This window comes from Hymenobacter volaticus (assembly GCF_022921055.1).
In the GTDB taxonomy this organism is placed as follows: domain Bacteria; phylum Bacteroidota; class Bacteroidia; order Cytophagales; family Hymenobacteraceae; genus Hymenobacter; species Hymenobacter volaticus.
Window position 1 is genome coordinate 3,078,390 of sequence record NZ_CP095061.1, and the last position, 17,103, is coordinate 3,095,492.

The 17,103-nt window shown below is 55.8% G+C and carries 16 protein-coding genes, 2 tRNA genes and 1 pseudogene; 10 read left to right on the plus strand and 9 right to left on the minus strand.

Going from position 1 to position 17,103, the window contains the following annotated elements:
- Window positions 1-29 precede the first annotated feature (29 nt).
- From MUN86_RS13425 to MUN86_RS31220, 3 genes are all read right to left on the minus strand, one after another.
- Window positions 30-788 carry a TIGR02757 family protein gene (locus MUN86_RS13425; protein WP_245118451.1) on the minus strand — a complete coding sequence of 253 codons (759 nt, stop codon included), beginning with the start codon at window positions 786-788 and terminating at the stop codon, window positions 30-32.
- A gap of 147 nt (window positions 789-935) precedes the next feature.
- The gene (locus MUN86_RS13430) at window positions 936-1,205 is read right to left on the minus strand and encodes a septal ring lytic transglycosylase RlpA family protein (protein ID WP_245118452.1); all 270 of its coding nucleotides are present in this window, start codon (window positions 1,203-1,205) and stop codon (window positions 936-938) included.
- 53 nt (window positions 1,206-1,258) lie between these two features.
- The gene (locus MUN86_RS31220; protein ID WP_280640519.1) at window positions 1,259-1,990 is read right to left on the minus strand and encodes a LysM peptidoglycan-binding domain-containing protein; all 732 of its coding nucleotides are present in this window, start codon (window positions 1,988-1,990) and stop codon (window positions 1,259-1,261) included.
- Between the two features lie 224 nt (window positions 1,991-2,214).
- Between MUN86_RS31220 and kdsB the strand changes: the two genes are divergently transcribed.
- Entirely contained in the window at window positions 2,215-2,970 is a 756-nt protein-coding gene (gene kdsB / locus MUN86_RS13440; protein WP_245118454.1) for a 3-deoxy-manno-octulosonate cytidylyltransferase, read from the plus strand.
- Between the two features lie 4 nt (window positions 2,971-2,974).
- Here the strand turns inward: kdsB and MUN86_RS13445 are convergent, their stop codons facing one another.
- The 4 genes from MUN86_RS13445 to gap form a co-directional block, all read right to left on the minus strand.
- Window positions 2,975-3,421 (minus strand): DUF1622 domain-containing protein, encoded by a 447-nt coding sequence (locus MUN86_RS13445; RefSeq protein WP_245118456.1) that lies wholly within the window; start codon window positions 3,419-3,421, stop codon window positions 2,975-2,977.
- A gap of 105 nt (window positions 3,422-3,526) precedes the next feature.
- Entirely contained in the window at window positions 3,527-3,871 is a 345-nt protein-coding gene (locus MUN86_RS13450) for a translation initiation factor (protein ID WP_245118458.1), read from the minus strand.
- A 106-nt stretch (window positions 3,872-3,977) separates the two neighbouring features.
- On the minus strand, window positions 3,978-4,844 hold the full coding sequence (locus MUN86_RS13455; protein ID WP_245118460.1) for a diacylglycerol/lipid kinase family protein: 867 nt from the start codon (window positions 4,842-4,844) through the stop codon (window positions 3,978-3,980).
- Window positions 4,845-5,115: 271 nt separating this feature from the next.
- Window positions 5,116-6,123, minus strand: a complete 1,008-nt coding sequence (gene gap, locus MUN86_RS13460) for a type I glyceraldehyde-3-phosphate dehydrogenase (protein WP_245118462.1) — start codon at window positions 6,121-6,123, stop codon at window positions 5,116-5,118.
- A 250-nt stretch (window positions 6,124-6,373) separates the two neighbouring features.
- Here gap and MUN86_RS13465 point away from each other — a divergent pair.
- The 4 genes and pseudogenes from MUN86_RS13465 (at window position 6,374) to MUN86_RS13480 (ending at window position 9,902) form a co-directional block, all read left to right on the plus strand.
- Window positions 6,374-6,445, plus strand: a tRNA-Glu gene (locus tag MUN86_RS13465).
- 104 nt (window positions 6,446-6,549) lie between these two features.
- Window positions 6,550-7,143, plus strand: a complete 594-nt coding sequence (locus MUN86_RS13470) for a Crp/Fnr family transcriptional regulator (RefSeq protein WP_245118463.1) — start codon at window positions 6,550-6,552, stop codon at window positions 7,141-7,143.
- 70 nt (window positions 7,144-7,213) lie between these two features.
- The gene (locus MUN86_RS13475; RefSeq protein WP_245118465.1) at window positions 7,214-7,579 is read left to right on the plus strand and encodes a DUF4260 domain-containing protein; all 366 of its coding nucleotides are present in this window, start codon (window positions 7,214-7,216) and stop codon (window positions 7,577-7,579) included.
- A gap of 149 nt (window positions 7,580-7,728) precedes the next feature.
- Window positions 7,729-9,902: pseudogene (locus MUN86_RS13480) on the plus strand (bifunctional alpha,alpha-trehalose-phosphate synthase (UDP-forming)/trehalose-phosphatase).
- Window positions 9,903-9,993: 91 nt separating this feature from the next.
- Here the strand turns inward: MUN86_RS13480 and MUN86_RS13485 are convergent.
- The gene (locus MUN86_RS13485; RefSeq protein ID WP_245118466.1) at window positions 9,994-11,778 is read right to left on the minus strand and encodes a glycoside hydrolase family 15 protein; all 1,785 of its coding nucleotides are present in this window, start codon (window positions 11,776-11,778) and stop codon (window positions 9,994-9,996) included.
- Between the two features lie 244 nt (window positions 11,779-12,022).
- On the opposite strand from MUN86_RS13485, the gene MUN86_RS13490 reads away from it, so the two are divergent.
- Both MUN86_RS13490 and MUN86_RS13495 read left to right on the plus strand, forming a co-directional pair.
- A complete protein-coding gene (locus MUN86_RS13490; RefSeq protein ID WP_245118468.1) occupies window positions 12,023-12,721 on the plus strand; it encodes a TVP38/TMEM64 family protein in 699 nt (232 codons plus the stop codon).
- Between the two features lie 66 nt (window positions 12,722-12,787).
- Window positions 12,788-12,859 (plus strand) — tRNA-Glu (locus MUN86_RS13495).
- A 72-nt stretch (window positions 12,860-12,931) separates the two neighbouring features.
- On the opposite strand, the gene MUN86_RS13500 is transcribed toward MUN86_RS13495, so the two are convergent.
- On the minus strand, window positions 12,932-13,441 hold the full coding sequence (locus MUN86_RS13500; RefSeq protein ID WP_245118470.1) for a DUF421 domain-containing protein: 510 nt from the start codon (window positions 13,439-13,441) through the stop codon (window positions 12,932-12,934).
- 533 nt (window positions 13,442-13,974) lie between these two features.
- Here MUN86_RS13500 and MUN86_RS13505 point away from each other — a divergent pair.
- From MUN86_RS13505 to MUN86_RS13515, 3 genes are all read left to right on the plus strand, one after another.
- Entirely contained in the window at window positions 13,975-15,810 is a 1,836-nt protein-coding gene (locus MUN86_RS13505) for a hypothetical protein (RefSeq protein ID WP_245118471.1), read from the plus strand.
- A gap of 53 nt (window positions 15,811-15,863) precedes the next feature.
- The gene (locus MUN86_RS13510; RefSeq protein WP_245118472.1) at window positions 15,864-16,130 is read left to right on the plus strand and encodes a hypothetical protein; all 267 of its coding nucleotides are present in this window, start codon (window positions 15,864-15,866) and stop codon (window positions 16,128-16,130) included.
- A gap of 367 nt (window positions 16,131-16,497) precedes the next feature.
- Window positions 16,498-16,788, plus strand: coding sequence for a GIY-YIG nuclease family protein (locus tag MUN86_RS13515; RefSeq protein ID WP_245118473.1), 291 nt, complete (start codon window positions 16,498-16,500; stop codon window positions 16,786-16,788).
- Window positions 16,789-17,103: the final 315 nt, after the last annotated feature.

A 17,103-nucleotide genomic window follows, 5' to 3' on the forward strand; every position in this document is an offset into this window, starting at 1 on the left:
ACACTTCGTCTTGGTAGGCAAGTTTGACGCTACATCTCCCCTTCCACTCCTAGCCCAAACAGCGCAAAGTCGTACTTCACGGGGTCGGTAGGGTCGAAATCGCGGAGGTGGGCGGTGAGGTCCTCGGCGGCCAGCCAATCCATTTGCTTGCGGTCCAGCAACCCTAGGCGGCGCGCCACGCGTTCCACGTGCACATCGCAAGGGCAGATTAGCTCGCTCATGGGCAGGCGGGTCCAGAGGCCGAAGTCCACGCCCCGGTCGTCTTGCCTCACCATCCAGCGCAAATACATGTTCACGCGCTTGCAGGCTGAGCCACGGGCGGGCGTGGCTACGTGTTTGCGGGTGCGTTGGGGCGCGTCGGGCAGACTGAAGAACAGATTATGGAAGTTTTCGAGCCGCTCTTTTTGCGTGGTACCAAGTAAGAAACCGTCCTCCAGCGTGTCGTGGCTGGTGTAGAACCAGCGCAGCCAGTGCACGAAGTACAACAAGTCGGTGTCGCAGAAGGTACGGTGGCAAAACCCGAGCAGGCGCTTCAGGTCTTCGTCTTCGTGCTGCGTAATGAACTGGTAGGGCGCATCATCCATGCGCCGCATCAGTTCGTGGCATTTGCTGATGATGGTCGGCCGGCGGCCCCAAGCCAGTAGCGCCGCAAACATTCCACTAATTTCCACATCCTGCCGCTGCGTGAAGCGGTGCGGGATGCTGATGGGGTCGTTGAGGACGAAAGCCGGGCGGTTGTAGTGGTCGTACTGCTCCTCTAGCAGGGTACGAACCTGAGCGTGGTTCATTGTTGAAAGCAAGATGAAAGTGGGCGCCTGAGCACAAGGCAGTTTACCAACAAAGCAAAAGCAGTAAGAGGTGAGACTTGCGTTCTAAGGGCTAATTAGCGTTGGAACGAAAGTCTCACCTCTTACTGCTTACGTCTTTGCTTTCCGCTACGGCACGTAGCTCGTCTCGACGCGGAAACGGGCATCGGGCGTAGCCAGGCGCTGCACAGCACGGGGCGAAAGACGCACCAAGATGTTGTTGTTTTCGCCGGTATTAGGCAGCACCCCAATCACGCGCACGTACACCGACTGTCCGTTCATGATGTTGCGCACCTGCATAATGGTACCCACGGCGGCCGTTTTGTGCAGAGCCAAGTACTTGTCGGTGTTGCTGTTGGCGATGCTGGTGGCTAGTCCGCTCTCCGTTACACGGCGCACAATTTCGCTGGCCCGCTCTGGAGCCCGCTCTTCCTCTTTCTCGGTGGCAGGCGCTACGGTTGAAGTGCTGGCTGTATCGCGGGGCGCTCGTTTTGGGTCGGCTGCTCGGGGCGAGCTGGCTGCACAATGGCGGGCGTGGGAACTGGCGAAGTCGTTACCGCGGGCGTCGGGGCAGGCTTGGTGGGGGCGGGCGTAGCAGCTACGGCGGGCTCACGCGTCACGGGCGCCGCGGGCTTGGGGGCGGGTGTGGTTGGCCGGGCCGGAGCCGGTGCGGCGCGGGCTATCAAAATCGTCTGGCCGATGCGCACGTTGTAGTTGGGTGCAAAGCCATTGAGCTGCGCCAGTGCTTGGGGCGTGGTGTTGTAGAGGCGGGCAATGGAAAACAAGGTTTGGCCGGCAACGACCTTGTGCACGCGGTTGCCACGGGCAGCAGGAGGCAGTGTGCGCACGGCCCCGGTTGCGGCGGGCGCTTTGGCAGCTGCCGGCTTAGGAGCAGCTGGGGTAGCAGGCATTACGGCCCGTTGACGTGGCACCAACACCACCTGCCCCGTAACCAGCGCTCCTTTCAGACCTGCATTAGCCTCCACGATCTGCTCGACGGGCACTTTGTAGCGGCGCGCAACGCCATAAAGCGTTTCGCCGGCCGTTACCCGGTGCTTGATAAGCATTTTGTTGTTGCGGTACTCCACCCCAATCGAGTCGGGAGGAGCAACGAAGCCCGAGGCTGCCAGAGCCGAAAAACCAGAAAAAACAAGCGCAACCGACAGCAAAGAAAATCGAAACATAAAACAAACCGGCCGAAACCAGCGGCAACCAAAAAACCCGAATAAAAGAAAGCAAGGCCGGTAACAACCCGACAAGAGTTGCAATCAACCAAAATGCTTGAATAGCTCTGGTGCAGAAACTCTGCCGAAAGTTAGGGATTCGGGCGCAGTCCTGTGCCTGGATATGACGACGGAAATTTTTTATTGCTTGTTTTGCTGATTATCCTGCCCTTATTCCTCTTCGCATGCACGCCATCGGCATTATTCCCGCCCGCTACGCCTCCACCCGCCTGCCGGGCAAGCCCTTGATTGACCTGGGCGGTAAATCAATGATTCGGCGTGTAGTAGAGCAGGCGCAACGCTCGAGCTTAAGCCGGGTGGTAGTAGCCACCGACGACGAGCGAATTCAGCAGCATGTAGAAAGTTTTGGTGGCGAGGCCCTGCTTACGGCTTCCAATCACCCAAGTGGCACCGATCGAGTACGCGACGCCTATCAGCAACTCGCTGTTTCTGCCGACTGCATTATCAATATCCAGGGTGATGAGCCGTTCATCCACCCCGCGCAGATTGATGCCTTGGTACAGCTTTTCAACCGCTCCAACCCGCCGCAGCTAGCCACCTTGGTCAAACCAGTAGTCAGCGACGAGGAGCTGTTCAGCCCGCACTTGCCGAAAGTTGTGCTCGATACGCAGGGCTACGCCATGTATTTCAGCCGCCACCCACTGCCCTATCAGCGCCAATATCCATCCGCCGACTGGCTGCTGCATCACCGCTACCTGCGCCACATTGGGCTCTACGCCTACCGCCCCGATGTGCTCGAAGAAATTACGCAGCTTTCTCCATCTCCGCTAGAACTCGCCGAAAGCCTGGAGCAATTGCGGTGGCTGGAAAACGGCTACCGGATCTTGACGGCTGAAACCGAGCTAGCCACCCTTGGCATCGACACGCCGGAAGATGTGGAACGAGCCCTCATGCAGCTGAAAGCAAACGGCGAGGAATAAGCAGCTACCGGTTCAGCGGCGACTCTGACGAGGCCAGCCTACCGGTATCGGTGCTGCTTTCAGCCTTATGCGCAACGTGTTGCTCGGCCGTATCGCGCTGCTCTTCTTTCATCTCTCTGGATAAAAAGAAGTTGAGCGCTGTCCGAATAACAGCTACGGCGCCCAGCTTGCCAATTTGGTCCCAGCTCGGCGCAATGGCTGTGGAAAGAATGTCGGCGCCTAGCTGAAATTCCAGGGCCAGCGCCAGATACCGAGCCAACGTGAGCCGGATGGCTGTGAAGTCGGCGGTACGGCGCGCCAGCAAGGCTTGTGCAAAAAGCTTAGCCGCCAGCAAAATACCGATGGCAATGGTAAGGGCCCCAATGGTTTCCACTCCCAGCTTCAACCACTGCACTACCGTTACGACGCCGGTTTCAGCTTGAGAAAATAAGGTAATGGGCTCAGTGGGCATGCTATGCGAGGCTTAAACGTGACCCCAACGGAGAATTAGGCGGACTATGAGGCACCAACAACGCATACGCAGCCGAACGTACGGAGGCACTGCGAGATACTCGTTTTACCCGCCGGCTTTTTTGGCTTTGTATTTCTGCTCTAGCAGTACGGCTAGCACTTTGTCGCGGAAGTCGCCTTGAATCAGAATTTCGCCGTCTTTGGCGTTGCCACCTACGCCGCACTTGGTTTTGAGCAACTTGCCCAACGCTTGCAAATCGGCATCTTGCCCGACAAAGCCCGTAATGAGCGTCACCTGTTTGCCACCTCTAGATTTTTTGTCGAGTTGCACGCGCAAATTCTGCTGCTGCGGGGGCAGCGTAGTAGCTTCTTGGTCGCCAGTAGACTGATATTCGAAATCTGGATTGGTGGAGTACACCACTCCTTCCCGGCGGTTTTTATCGGCTTTCATGGGTGAAGTTGTGAAGGATGAGATTGCAAAGTTGCCGTTTAATCGGCGCAATACGGACTAATACACTCCCTGTACCCCACAAATTCACTTCTGAACAGCTTCATTGCTATACCGCTACTTCCAGGGCCAGGGGCGCCAGTTTGGCTTCAAAGGCAATTGCATCCTCTATGTAGTCGCCATCGATGTGAAAGCCGATGGGCGTAGTAGAGCGCACGAGAATGTGGTGCGACGTATGATATACGGCCCCGCCGGAAGTGGCCAACGTGCCCAAGGCCAGCCCCACCCCCACCCGCACGGCCCGCGTCAACGACAAGCCATCAATCAAGCAGACATCGAGCAAACCATCTTCGATGTTGGCGAGGGGCGCGATATAGGCATTGTTGCCGTATTGGGCCGCGTTGGCAAAAGCCAGCACGTAGCAATCTGTGTCGATAAGTTGGTTGTTGAGTTCCACTTGAACGGGGGTCGGCCGGAACCGGCGGTACTCGCGCAACGCCACCTTCACGTACGTACTTAGGCCCCGGGTGCCAGCCTGAGCAAACATCTTGCTTACGTGCGCATCGAAGCCCAGCCCTGCCGTGCAGAAGAAGGGCCGACCGTTGAGGTAGCCCACATCAATACGCTGAAACGTGGGCCGGCAGGCTCGGCGCACCGCACCAGCAATATCGAGTGGTATTTTTAGGTGGCGGGCCAGTCCATTGCCGGAACCGCGCGGCACTACGCCCAGCGCCGCCGCCGTGCCGAGCAGCCCCCGCCCTACTTCGTTCACGGTTCCGTCGCCTCCTACGGCCACCACCACCCGAAAGCCCTCGGCCGCGGCTTGCTGAGCCAACGTTTCGGCATGACCCGCAAATTCAGTTAACCAGATAGCGAAATCTGCTCCAACTTTCGTGGCATAACGCGTCAGCAAAGCGGGCACGTCTTGCGTGCGGTTGGTGCCAGAGGTTGGATTCAGAATAAAGCAGATGCGCACTTTGGAAGCGAATAACGGAGTGGCGAAGCAGCTAATAAAGCCGTTGGAGTAGGCAAAGGTACGGCTGTCGTATACGAGAGCAGCATGTTTCGGCACCAAGCAGCTTAACCAGCGTCAAACTAGTTTATCAGCTATGAGCTCCCTTATGGGGTGCTTGTCTCCACTGACTGTCGAATACTGGATTCTAACCGCGCAGCAATTTCGTTTGACTGAACCACAAAAAAAGGCCTTCCTATTCTTAGGAAGGCCTTTTTATTACTCTTACAACAGCTTAGCCGTTCATTTTCTCACCGAGTTTCTGGATGAGGTCGGCGGTGCGGGTGCTGTAGCCGAACTCGTTGTCGTACCAGCCTACCACTTTTACCAACGAGCCGTTGCTCGAAGTCAATTGCGAGTCGAATACGCATGAGTGAGGATTGCCCACAATGTCGATGCTCACTAGCGGGTCGGTGCTGTACTCCAAGATGCCTTTCAGCGGGCCTTCAGCAGCAGCCTTCATGGCGTCGTTGATTTGCTCCTTGGTTACTTCCTGCTTCAGAATTACGGTCAGGTCAGTCGTAGAGCCATCCGGAATAGGCACGCGCATAGCGATACCATCTAGCTTGCCTTTCAACTGGGGCAACACCAGCCCTACGGCTTTGGCGGCACCCGTGCTGGTAGGAATGATGCTATAAGCAGCGGCACGAGCACGACGCAAGTCTTTGTGCGGCGCGTCTTGCAAGTTTTGGTCGGAGGTGTAAGCGTGCACCGTGGTGATGTAGCCTTTCTCGATACCGAAAGCATCATCCAGCACCTTCGCCATAGGGGCCAAGCAGTTGGTGGTGCAGCTCGCGTTGCTGAGGATGGTTTCGTTGCCAGTCAAGATGTCTTCATTCACACCGAGCACCACCGTTGGGATGTTGCCGGTTGCGGGAGCCGAAATAACCACCTTCTTGGCACCAGCCGTGATGTGCTGACCTGCGCCAGCTTCATCTACGAAACGGCCCGTCGATTCGAGTACTACGTCAATACCCATGTCACCCCAGGGCAGTAGCTTGGGGTCACGCTCGGCCAGGGCCTGAATGCGCTGGCCGTTCACGGTCAGGCTGTTCTCATCGTATGCTACCGTGCCATTGAAACGGCCGTGCACAGAGTCGAACTTGAGCAAGTGAGCCAGCGTCTTGTTGTCTGTGAGGTCGTTGATAGCTACGATTTCCACGTTGTCGCGCTCGAGCAACGACTTGAACGTCAGACGGCCAATCCGGCCGAAACCGTTGATGGCGACTTTGATTTTAGCCATATTGTTAGGGGAATGGGGTGTTTAACGGCCTGCAAAGGCCGGGTGAAAAACGCGGAGCGAAGGTACAGGGCTCGGGGTACTTCGCCAAATCACTAAGCTTTCTACGATAGATTCAATTCAAATGAATTTTTTTTCCTCTGACTATCAATTGGTTTACCTTCCAGAGCTAAACTTTTTAGTGCCGGGGGATTGTCTAAAAGAAGTGAACCTCTATCTTTGCACCACCAAAACGGAAAAGGTCTTCTTATCTGGTCCGTTCGTCTAGGGGTTAGGACAGTAGATTTTCATTCTACCAACAGGGGTTCGATTCCCCTACGGACTACTCGCCTCCCGTTTTGGTTTTCATTTAAAACCCGCTTATCAACCCGATAAGTGGGTTTTTTGTTTTGCTTGGGCTTATAATTGCGCCGCCCCTATCTTGCGGCCATGCATCCACTACGGGCTTATATTCATCGTTTCGTACCGCTCACCGACGCAGAGTGGGCGCCTTTAGCTACGGGCTTGCAGGTGCGTCAACTGGCAAAGCGTGAGTTGTTTGTAACGCACGAGAAGCCTAGCAGCGATATTGCCCTGTTGCTATCCGGGGCCTGTCGGCTTTATTATACGCGCCCCGATGGAGAGGAGAAAACCACGTATTTCTTTTTCGAGAACCACCTGATGGCCTCTTATCAGAGCTGCCTCACGGGCCAGCCGAGCGCTTTCAGCATTGAAGCGCTGGCCCCCACCGAGCTGCTCGTATTCCCGTACAAGCTGCTTGTGGCTCTCTACGATGAATGGCCGGTGTACGAGCGGTTTGGACGCTTGCTGGCTGAGTACCTCGTGCTCGGCACTGATGCTCGCCTAGCCGAACTATTGTTGCTCAGCCCCGAACAACGCTACCAAGCCTTGTTGCGCAGCCACAAAACCAAGATCATGGAGCGGGTTCCACAGCACTATATTGCTTCTTACCTCGGTATAACGCCCGTGTCGCTGAGCCGCATCCGGGCGCGACTGATGGAAGGCGGTGGGCGCATTTCTTAGCTTTTGTTAACGTTTTTCGGCCGCGTGGGTGCTGACCTTTGGAGCATACTTCACCCCTACTCCAAGCGCCATGAAAAACCTCCTGAAATTAGAAGAAGCCGCCGAACTAGTAGTTGCCGTTGCTATCTTCCACCAGTTGCCTTTTGCTTGGTGGTGGCTGCCCGCCCTCTTTTTGGTGCCTGATTTGAGTATGCTGGCGTACGCAATTGGGCCTCGCGCCGGAGCGGCGGCGTACAACCTGTTGCACCACAAGGCATTGGCTCTTGGCGTACTTCTACTGGGCTGGGGGCTCGCGCAACCGCTGTTGCTCCTGGCTGGGAGTGTACTGCTCTTTCACACTGCTTTCGACCGCCTGCTGGGCTACGGCCTCAAGCACTCTTCGCACTTCAAGCACACCCATCTGGGCGTAATCGGAGCGCAGTCGGCAAGCGCTTAGAGGCAGTGTATTTCCGGGTGTAAGCTCGGGCGTAGAGGGGCTTCGTAAGCCCGGCGGCACGGGCGTGGTAGTGGGGCACACTAAAAAATTAACGTCTGTGCGTGGTTTTCTCTCGTAAACCGAGGGACTTATCATCTGAACAACGGCACATGTCCCGCACTATTATTGTTTCCAACCGACTCCCTACCAAGGTACTACGCACTGAAAACAACCTTACATTCCAACCGAGCGAGGGGGGCCTGGCCACGGGTCTTGGCTCCATCTACCGGCAAGGCGACAACGTATGGGTAGGCTGGCCAGGACTATTTGTTGAAGACGAAGCCGAAGAGCGGCACGTACAAGAAGAATTGCTGAAAGATAGTATGGTGCCCGTCTTTCTGACGGAAGCAGAAATTCGGGATTTCTACGAAGGCTTTAGCAACTCCACGCTCTGGCCGACTTTCCACTATTTCACGCAGTACGCCACCTACGAGCAAGAGCATTGGGAAGCCTACGTAGCTGTCAACGAGAAATTCTGCCGCGCAGTGCTAGACCAAGCCGGCCCCGAAGACACTATTTGGGTGCACGATTACCAGTTGCTGCTGTTGCCTGAACTGCTGCGCCAGGCCCGCCCCGACTGCACCATCGGCTTCTTTCTGCATATCCCTTCCCTTCCCACGAGTTGATTCGGGTGCTGCCCTGGCGCAACGAATTGCTGCAAGGTTTGCTCGGGGCCGACCTAATTGGCTTTCACACGTACGGCTACATGCGGCACTTCCTGAGTGCTGTTTCGCAGTTGCTCGGGCACAATTCGCAGAACGGCCAAATTCAAACCCCTACCCGTACGGTCTTAGTTGACGCTTTCCCGATGGGTATCGACTACAACCGGTATGCGAGTGCTGCTGCTTCCGACGCAGCCCTGGCCCACGAGGCGGAATACCGCGAGGCACTACGCAGTTCGCGCGTTATTCTGTCTATCGACCGGCTCGACTACACCAAAGGAATTGCGCAACGCCTACGGGCTTTTGAGGTGCTTTTGCAGCGCTACCCCGAGTGGCGCGACCAAGTGAGCTTGATTATGGTGGTGGTGCCCTCCCGCGACCAAGTAGCCCAATACGCCTCCCTGAAAGAGGAAATCGACGAACTAGTCGGCCGCATTAATGCGCAGTTTAGCACTATCTCCTGGACGCCCATCCATTATTTCTACCGCTCGTTCCCACTGGAAGAACTCGCGGCGCTGTATCGATTAGCCGAAGTGGCCTTGGTAACGCCAATGCGTGACGGAATGAATTTAGTGGCCAAAGAATTTGTGGCCAGCAAGGCCGACCAAAAGGGCGTCTTGATCTTGAGCGAACGGGCCGGCGCCGCACGCGAACTGTCGGATGCGCTCATCATCAATCCCACCGACACCGGCCAACTAGCCGAAGCCATGCACGACGCGCTGGTGATGCCCGAGGACGAGCAAATGCAGCGTATGGCCGCCATGCAAGCCTTGGTGCAGCAGTACAACGTGTTTTCGTGGACCAAGCTGTTCATGGACCGTCTGTCGTACGCCAAGATCAAGCAACTCACGCTTGCCACCGAAACGCTGGATGCGGCTACGCTCACGCAGCTTACCACCGAGTTTGAAGCGGCAAATAAGCGCCTGTTTCTACTCGACTACGACGGAACACTGGCCGCCTTCAATACCAATCCGCAGCGCGCCCAACCCGACGCCGAAATGCTGTATTTGTTGCAGCGCCTAGTGGAAAACCCACGCAATCGGGTGGTTATCATTAGTGGCCGCGACCGAAACACGTTGCAGAAATGGCTTGGGCATTTGCCTCTGGAGTTCATTGCCGAGCACGGCGTGTGGCTGCGGCGCAAAGACGAAGACTGGACCCTGTTCCAACCCCTACGCAACGACTGGAAACAAGAGCTGCGGCCTATTTTGGAGCTGTACGTTAGTCGCACGGCAGGCTCGTTTATTGAAGACAAAGAGTACTCCTTGGTTTGGCACTTCCGCCGCGCTGATGCTGAACTAAGCGCCATGCGGGCCCGCGAGTTGGTGAGCCACCTCACTTTCCTAGCATCCAACACCGACTTGCAGGTAATGGAAGGAAACAAAGTAATCGAAATCAAAAACGCGGGCATCAACAAAGGCACGGCTGCCTCACGCTGGCTGACCGACTACGAACCCGACTTTATCCTCGCCATTGGCGACGACCGTACCGACGAGGACACGTTCGGGGCCATGCCGTCCGAGGCGTACACCATCAAAGTAGGAAGCGCCACTCGCTCCTTGGCCCGCTTCCACGTACGCGGCACCAACGACGTCCGGCAGTTGCTCCGGAAGCTACTTTAGAAAATAGTATTTCAACGCAGAAGGGGCCGTGCATCTAGTTGATGCACGGCCCCTTTTGCGTTGAAATCAAGCTAGTCTTAGGCTGGAAGCGTTACACGAAGTTTGGTCGGTCGAGCTTCTTGGCAATGCGGTAAGCGGCATTCACGAGGCCAACGTGGCTGTAGGCCTGCGGGAAGTTGCCCCACTGCGAGCCGGTTTTAGCGTCTACGTCTTCGCTGAGCAAGCCGAGGTGGTTGGTGTAGGTCAGCAGCTTCTCGAACTCGCGAATAGCATCGTCGAGGCGGCCGACGCAGGCCAGAGTTTCCACGTACCAGAAAGAGCAGATCAGGAAAGTGGTTTCGGGCGTGCCGAAGTCGTCGGCATGGCGGTAGCGGTAGAATAGGCCTTCCGGAGTCATCAACTCTTTTTCTAGCGCGGCTAGGTGTGTATGCGCCCGCTCGGTGGTGGGGTCGAGGTAGCCCATCATGATGAGTTGCAACGTACTGGCATCGAGGTGGGGCGAGCCGATGGCGTTGGCATACGCTTGCCGATCCTCGTTGAAGCACTGCTCGATGCGGCGGGCGGCTTCGTTCTGTAGCTCTAGCGCTAGGGCCTCCATTTCGGGGTTGCCGAGCGAATGCGCCACTTTACGGGCCGCGCTGCTACCTGCCCAATGGAACAAGTAAGTGTAGCAGTGGTACTGCGCTATGTGGCGGAATTCCCACAACCCAGCGTCTGGCTGGTCCATGGTGGCCTGAATCATGTGCAGAGCCTCATAAATCAGCTTGCTCGGGTTGGTGCGCTCGGGGTCGAGGAAACGGCAGTCCACGTAGAGCGGTAGCAGTGCCACCAGCACCTGCCCGTACACGTCGTTCTGAATGTGGGTGAAAGCGTCGTTGCCAATGCGCACGGGCTTATTGCCGAGGTAACCTTCTAGCGGCAGCTCGATTTCTGTAAGTTCCGAGGCCCCACTGATGCCATAGAGCGGTTGGTACTTCCCCACCACTTTAGTGGAAATGTTAGCGATGTAGTGGAAATACCGCTCCATCTCCTCGAAGTGCCCAATGTTGTTGAAGGCCGTAAGCGTGTAGTACGTGTCGCGCATCCAGCAGAAGCGATAATCCCAGTTGCGGGTGCTGCCGGGCGCTTCGGGTAAGCTGGTGGTGCTGGCGGCAATAATTCCGCCGGTGTCCTCGTACTGGTGCATCTTCAGGGCCAAAGCCGACCGAATAACGGCACTCTGGTGGAAGTTGCTGATGCTGGTGCTCTTCACCCACTTGCGCCAATAGTCAATGGTGCTCCGCAAAAACCGCTCGGCGGTGCTTTCCAAGGAGGCCTCCAGCGGTGCGCCGTAAGTAAGCACCAGATAGCGCGGCATGTTCAGCACAAAATCCTCGTCTTCCAGAATATAGGTGAGCGGGATGTCGGTGGTGAGGCGAATTTCTTCTTCGAGCCCCAAGAACGCAATGTGGTTGGAGCTACGCCGCCGGCTGAGCTGTTTTTCGCCGTATTCGCCCACCGGGTTGCACGTCACGCGCACGCGAGGCGTGCCTACTAGCGGCTCCAGCTTCCGGATAATCATCAGGGGTTTGTAATACCGCTCGTGCTGCTCGAAGCGGGGCGCGAAGTCGGTGACGCGGTAGCGGCCTTCCTCGTTCTCGATTTCGGTGCAGAGCACGTTGGTATTGGTCATGTAGTACTGACGGGTCTCGAAGGGGCCGCTCGCACCGGGCCGGACGCTGAACTCGCCGCCTTTGGCAGTATCGAGCAAGTCGCCGAACACAAAACTGCTATCGAAGCGAGGCCAGCAAAGCCAGGCCACAGAGGTATCCTTGCGAATAAGAGCCAGATAGGCGCAATTGCCAATCAGACCCATGTCGTAAGTGTGCTTGATCATCAGGAAATGGTGAAGTTGTGGAGAGGTGAGATGGTGAGCATGTGCGCCTGCGAACTCAATATTTGGCGTGCGCAGATGCGCGCGGCCAGAACGTCGAACTCTCATTCCACAAGCTCACCGTCTCACAATTTCACCAGTAAGTACCCCATTGGAGCCGTTGGGGTTGCCGTAGCCTTCCGGCCGGAAGCTACGTACAGGGGCTGAGCGGCCATTTTGTTTGATTTTTTCTGCACCTAACTTGCTCATGCCCAGCACTTCCACCCGAAATACCACCCATACTCCACTTTATATTACGCTGGCGTTACTAGCGACCCTAGTGGGCGCCTATTTCTTGTGGCCCGCGTTCCAAGAAGCCGCCAAAGAAGCTTTCACAGTGCTCAAGAGCGGCGAGCAAAAAAGCATTGCCGCGTGGATGCAGCAATTCGGGTACTGGGGCCCGGTGGTGTTGGTGCTACTGATGGTGGTGCAAATGTTTTTGTTTGTAGTGAATGTGGTGGCGCTGATATTGGTGGCGATTCTGGCTTATGGGCCGTGGTGGGGCTCTTTGCTGGCACTGGGCGGTTGCGTCGTGGCTTCTACAGTCGGCTACGGACTAGGCCGGGCCTTAGGCGAGTCATTCGTAAGCCGACTGCTAGGCGAAAAAACCGAGAAGAAAGTTATTGACGTGGTGCACCGCTATGGTGTGTGGGCCGTCATCATTGCCCGCCTCTCTCCCGCCCTCTCCGACGACGCCATCAGCTTCGTAGGTGGGGTGGCCCGCATGGGCTACCTAAAATTTATTGCTGCCACGGTAGTAGGCGTAGTGCCCCTGATTGCGCTGCTAGCTTACCTCGGCGAAGACAGCAAACGCCTGAAAACCGGCCTTCTATGGGTGTCCGGCATCAGTCTGCTCTTGTTCGGGGCGTACGTGTGGTGGGACCGACGGCGGCAAAAATCCACGTAAATCCTTGCCGTAGACTTGCAGCGTATCTTTTTCGTGCTTTATCTTTGCACCACCAAAACGAAACACGGTCCGTTCGTCTAGGGGTTAGGACAGTAGATTTTCATTCTACCAACAGGGGTTCGATTCCCCTACGGACTACATTCTTAAACGCCTCTCCGCAACCGGAGAGGCGTTTTTGTTTTCCAGTCGTAGCAAGCGAGCAATACGGCCTTAGTCCGATGATTTTTTCACCACGCTAATTTTGCCGCTGCTCTCTAAATGCATCGATTCCACCTGGTCCACCGACGTCATACTAGCCGTTTCGCGCAGCCCTTCTAGCAGTTCCTTCTCGGTTATTTCGCTCTGGCGCATATGGTCGCGCAATATTTCCCCGTTCTCAGCCAGCATAGTGGCTTTACCTTTGATAAGCCAGCCAAACCAGTTGTATCGGTATGCAACCATGGCTAGCAGGCGGTGCAAGCCTACAAAAATGGCGCAGGCTAGCAGCGTCGACCCCAAAGGCGATGCCGCCATCACGGCCCGGCTAAGCAATGAGCCGAGCGTGATTTTCAACACTAAATCGAAGGCCGTACCACGGCCGAAAGTGCGGGGGCCAGCCAACCGCAGCATTGCCAGCGCGGCGCAAAAAACAAGTACGGCTCGGGCGGCAACCTGCAATGCCGTGATGCTGTCGGCATCGGCCTGCAAGCCCAATAAATCTGTAAAAAAGGTGGTATCCATTTAGGGAATTTTGGAAGTAGACGTAGCGCCTGCCGTAAATAGCCGCGCTTAACACAAAAAGACCCGGATAAGAAACCTGCCGAGCGTATACTTAAACAGCAGTTAATCGAAGTTTGAAGCGGCAGCTAACATCCGTAGGTTGACGTCTTACGGACACACGTAGCGCCGGTTGGCGCTACGTGGTTGGCGCTTGGCAACGAACGGCTTCACACTGTGGCGCTTGAGCTGCTAATAGGTCAGAAATTCGTGCTGAAAGCTTTAGTGGTGCGTCTTGACAGGAAAGCAGTTGCCTCTATACCTGTTTCTTCCACTCAGGAGCCGTACAAAACCGGCACTTTTCACTACCTAACTGCAACCAAACTACTACTGGCTGTATTATTCTTATTTTGCACTCAAGCAAGAAGGGCGCCTTAATAAGAAAAGTGCAGATTCTTACGCGTCACAACGCCTCAGCCGCTAACTTTACGCTCCTAAAGTGCCGTTCTTCATCCGGCCGGTGCTATTTCTGCTTGGTTTCTGACGCTGTTTGCTCTGTGCGCTTCCCTCTCAGCCTTCGTTTCGGTTTTGGTTTTGCAGTCCTGTTTTTAGGCTTTCTACTGACCACCTTCACTTCTAAGGCTCAAAGCGGGCCGCTATTGCGCGAGTTGGTGATGCGCACCGACACTACCCGATACCAGCTTAGCCGCAACACAGTGGCCGTACAAGGCGAGCAGAATTTGTACTTCTACTATCGCCAGGAAGACGAAACTGCCGAGTTGGAAGTGTATCCCCTACAGCCGCGCATACCGCTGCGCCTCGTCCGCTCGGCCGACTTCACCTTGCTCGATTCCTTAACAGTCTCGCCCAACGGCCAATTCTACCGGGCCAAGGTGCGGTTCAAGGAGCTGTCGGCGGTGCAGTTTCTGCGGTTCACGTTCACGCAGCGGGCCGACTCAGCAGGTCGGCCCGCCCTCACCCAAACCGTAAACCTGCTGCCCGTAACGCGTACCACGCTGGAACTGCGGCCCGCCGACACTGATCTGTATGTGGGCGAGGAGAAAGTGTTCGAGCTCAGCACCAACAACGTCAAGAATATCCGGGCGGGCGCCGACTGGACCAAGGGGCAGGATATCGACTACCGCATCACGCAGGAAAAAGGCATCCTGCGCTTGCACGTGTTGCCCAACAACCTTGGCAACCGGATACTGACGGTGCGACCCCAAACCGAACGGCCCTTCCTCACCGACAACAACCGTCGCGTCAGTTACGCGCTGCCAACTATTCGGCAAGAATTCACGGTGAAGGCGTCGCGGTTGCGCTTCTTGAACGTCGATAAAAAGGAAATCACCATCGATGATATTTCGCAGCGCAAAGGCGTGGAGCTGATTCTCGACAACGGCCGCACTTTTGAACTGCGGCGTACCTACCGCATCGAGGAGCAGGAAGAAGCGGGTGGGGCACTGATTGCTGAACTCTTTATGCGCCAGTACCTAACCAACGACCGGGTACTGTGCTGGCTGCGCGTTTATAACACGCACCGCCTCACCGACAGCTACCTCTACATCAAGGAAAACGACCAGGCCAAGTACATCACCAACCTCAACATCTCGCCCAAAACTACGGTCACGACGGTGAGCGTGCGGCACCGCGGCGGCGATTGGGTAAACAGCACCAACGTAAACCCGGGCGAAACGGTAGATGTGCGGCTGGAAGGGGTATCGTTGCAGCGGGCTCGGTTTCACTTCGAGGACGTGCAGATTGTGCCCTCCGACTCCAGCGTGCGCACCGATGCGGTGGTGGTGTACCGAGTGCAAATCCCGCTCACCATCGACAAAAAGCGCATTACCATCTACAACGTAGGCCAGCCAACAGGCTACAATCTGTCGGTGAGGGAGTTTCAGCGGCCGCACCCGCTCGACTTTGTGAGCGTAACCTTTGGAGAAGCGCCCCGGCCCGTCACGCGCCTGAATGGCCCCGTGCTCTACGACCGCACCGTCCGCGACGTGGTGTTCAGCTTCAACTCCAACGGCATCGACTCCGACAAACAGCTTTACGGCAAGCAGTACCTCACCTTTGACATTCGCACTCAAAACAGCAAAGGCGAGCTGATTGAAATGCGTACCGTCGACAACATCGTGATATGTCCCGGCGACAACTCGGTGCGCGCCGCCTTCTACCAAGACAAGCAGTGCCAGGTAGGCAACATCAGCCTCAACAGCTTGCTGAACGCCCGCAAAACCTACGACCTCGACGACTGGAGCACCATGATTGTTACGGTAAGACACACGGCTGGGCAGTACCAGGAGGCGGGTTTCTCGCAAAAGCTGGAACTGGTATTGCAGCGCCGCGTGAAGTTCGATATCGATGTGAGTTTCCCGGGGGCCTACTGACCAAGTACCGCGGCGAATCGAGCTACACGTCCTTCGGGGGTATTTCACTGGCCATGCTGGGCCAATTGAGTTTCTATCACCCCGAAAAAATCAACCGCTTGCGTCCTTACAAAGTGGGTGCTGGTTTCGTAGCGCTCAATGCCTTCGACCTCAGCAAAGAAGGCGGCAACCGTGACCTAGGTTTAGTAATTCTCGGGTCCATCTATCCTACCCGCCGCGAAGCCAAATTGACCTTTCCGCTGTATTTGGGCGGCGGTTATTTGCTTTCCAAAGGCAAGCCCTTCTTTCTGCTAGGCCCCGGCATTGGAGTACGACTGTAAGTACACTCACAAGTAAGCATAGTTATGCTGAGGTACAGGCAGTGCATAAATCTCTAACGCGTAATGCCGTTACCGAAGTATTGTCATGCTGAGCGCAGCCGAAGCATCTCGCTCGAATCGTTGCACAAGCGTTAGAGTATACCACACCAGCGAGATGCTTCGGCTGCGCTCAGCATGACGGTCTGGTTGTACTGGCCTACGTCAGCACGCGAGATGCTTCAACTTCGCCTGCGGCTGCGCTCAGCATGACAGGCTCTTGGTGTTGGCAATGTTAGTATGTAAGATGCTTCAACTGTGCTCAGCATGATGGTTGATAAGATGACGTAGTATGGTAATGCGTTGCTATAGTAGTTCTTAATGCTGTGTTATGTATGTCTATATTCTGACGAATCCTGCTCGCACAGTTCTTTATATTGGCGTGACAAACGCTATTGAGCGTCGTGTTTCTGAGCACAGTTCTACTCTAGGTGATGCCAGCAAATTCACTGGTCGCTACCAAACTGACTTGCTGGTATATTTCGAGCATTGTGCTGACGCAGTACAAGCTATAGTTCGGGAAAAGCAGTTGAAAGGCTGGACCCGAGCGAAAAAGGAAAAACTAATTACTGCCTTCAACCCCGAGTGGGTAGCTATTGACCCACTAACCTGGGAAGGCTAAGTAAAGAATACTACAATACATCATCACTCGCCCGTCCGATAGAGCTTATCGAACTTCCCCGCGTGCATCGCTACAAACTCAATCAGACCGTCATGCTGAGCGCAGCCGAAGCATCTCGCGTGCTACCGTTGTCAACACCAACAGGCCGTCATGCTGAGCGGAATGCAACGAAGCCGAAGCATCTCGCGTGGTGATGCTGGAATACTAACTTAATGAGGCGAGCGAGATGCTTCGGCTGCGCTCAGCATGACAATACTTCGGCAATGGCAGTATGTTAGGCTAGAGGCGCCGCCTGCGCCTGTGCTTTGGCATGAG

Excerpts from the sequence above, each read along its gene's own strand:
- MUN86_RS13425 (WP_245118451.1), bottom strand. The coding sequence starts at position 788 with ATGAACCACGCTCAGGTTCGTACCCTGCTAGAGGAGCAGTACGACCAC.
- MUN86_RS31220 (WP_280640519.1), bottom strand. The coding sequence starts at position 1,990 with ATGTTTCGATTTTCTTTGCTGTCGGTTGCGCTTGTTTTTTCTGGTTTT.
- kdsB (WP_245118454.1), top strand. The coding sequence starts at position 2,215 with ATGCACGCCATCGGCATTATTCCCGCCCGCTACGCCTCCACCCGCCTG.
- MUN86_RS13445 (WP_245118456.1), bottom strand. The coding sequence starts at position 3,421 with ATGCCCACTGAGCCCATTACCTTATTTTCTCAAGCTGAAACCGGCGTC.
- MUN86_RS13450 (WP_245118458.1), bottom strand. The coding sequence starts at position 3,871 with ATGAAAGCCGATAAAAACCGCCGGGAAGGAGTGGTGTACTCCACCAAT.
- gap (WP_245118462.1), bottom strand. The coding sequence starts at position 6,123 with ATGGCTAAAATCAAAGTCGCCATCAACGGTTTCGGCCGGATTGGCCGT.
- MUN86_RS13470 (WP_245118463.1), top strand. The coding sequence starts at position 6,550 with ATGCATCCACTACGGGCTTATATTCATCGTTTCGTACCGCTCACCGAC.
- MUN86_RS13475 (WP_245118465.1), top strand. The coding sequence starts at position 7,214 with ATGAAAAACCTCCTGAAATTAGAAGAAGCCGCCGAACTAGTAGTTGCC.
- MUN86_RS13485 (WP_245118466.1), bottom strand. The coding sequence starts at position 11,778 with ATGATCAAGCACACTTACGACATGGGTCTGATTGGCAATTGCGCCTAT.
- MUN86_RS13490 (WP_245118468.1), top strand. The coding sequence starts at position 12,023 with ATGCCCAGCACTTCCACCCGAAATACCACCCATACTCCACTTTATATT.
- MUN86_RS13500 (WP_245118470.1), bottom strand. The coding sequence starts at position 13,441 with ATGGATACCACCTTTTTTACAGATTTATTGGGCTTGCAGGCCGATGCC.
- MUN86_RS13510 (WP_245118472.1), top strand. The coding sequence starts at position 15,864 with ATGCTGGGCCAATTGAGTTTCTATCACCCCGAAAAAATCAACCGCTTG.
- MUN86_RS13515 (WP_245118473.1), top strand. The coding sequence starts at position 16,498 with ATGTATGTCTATATTCTGACGAATCCTGCTCGCACAGTTCTTTATATT.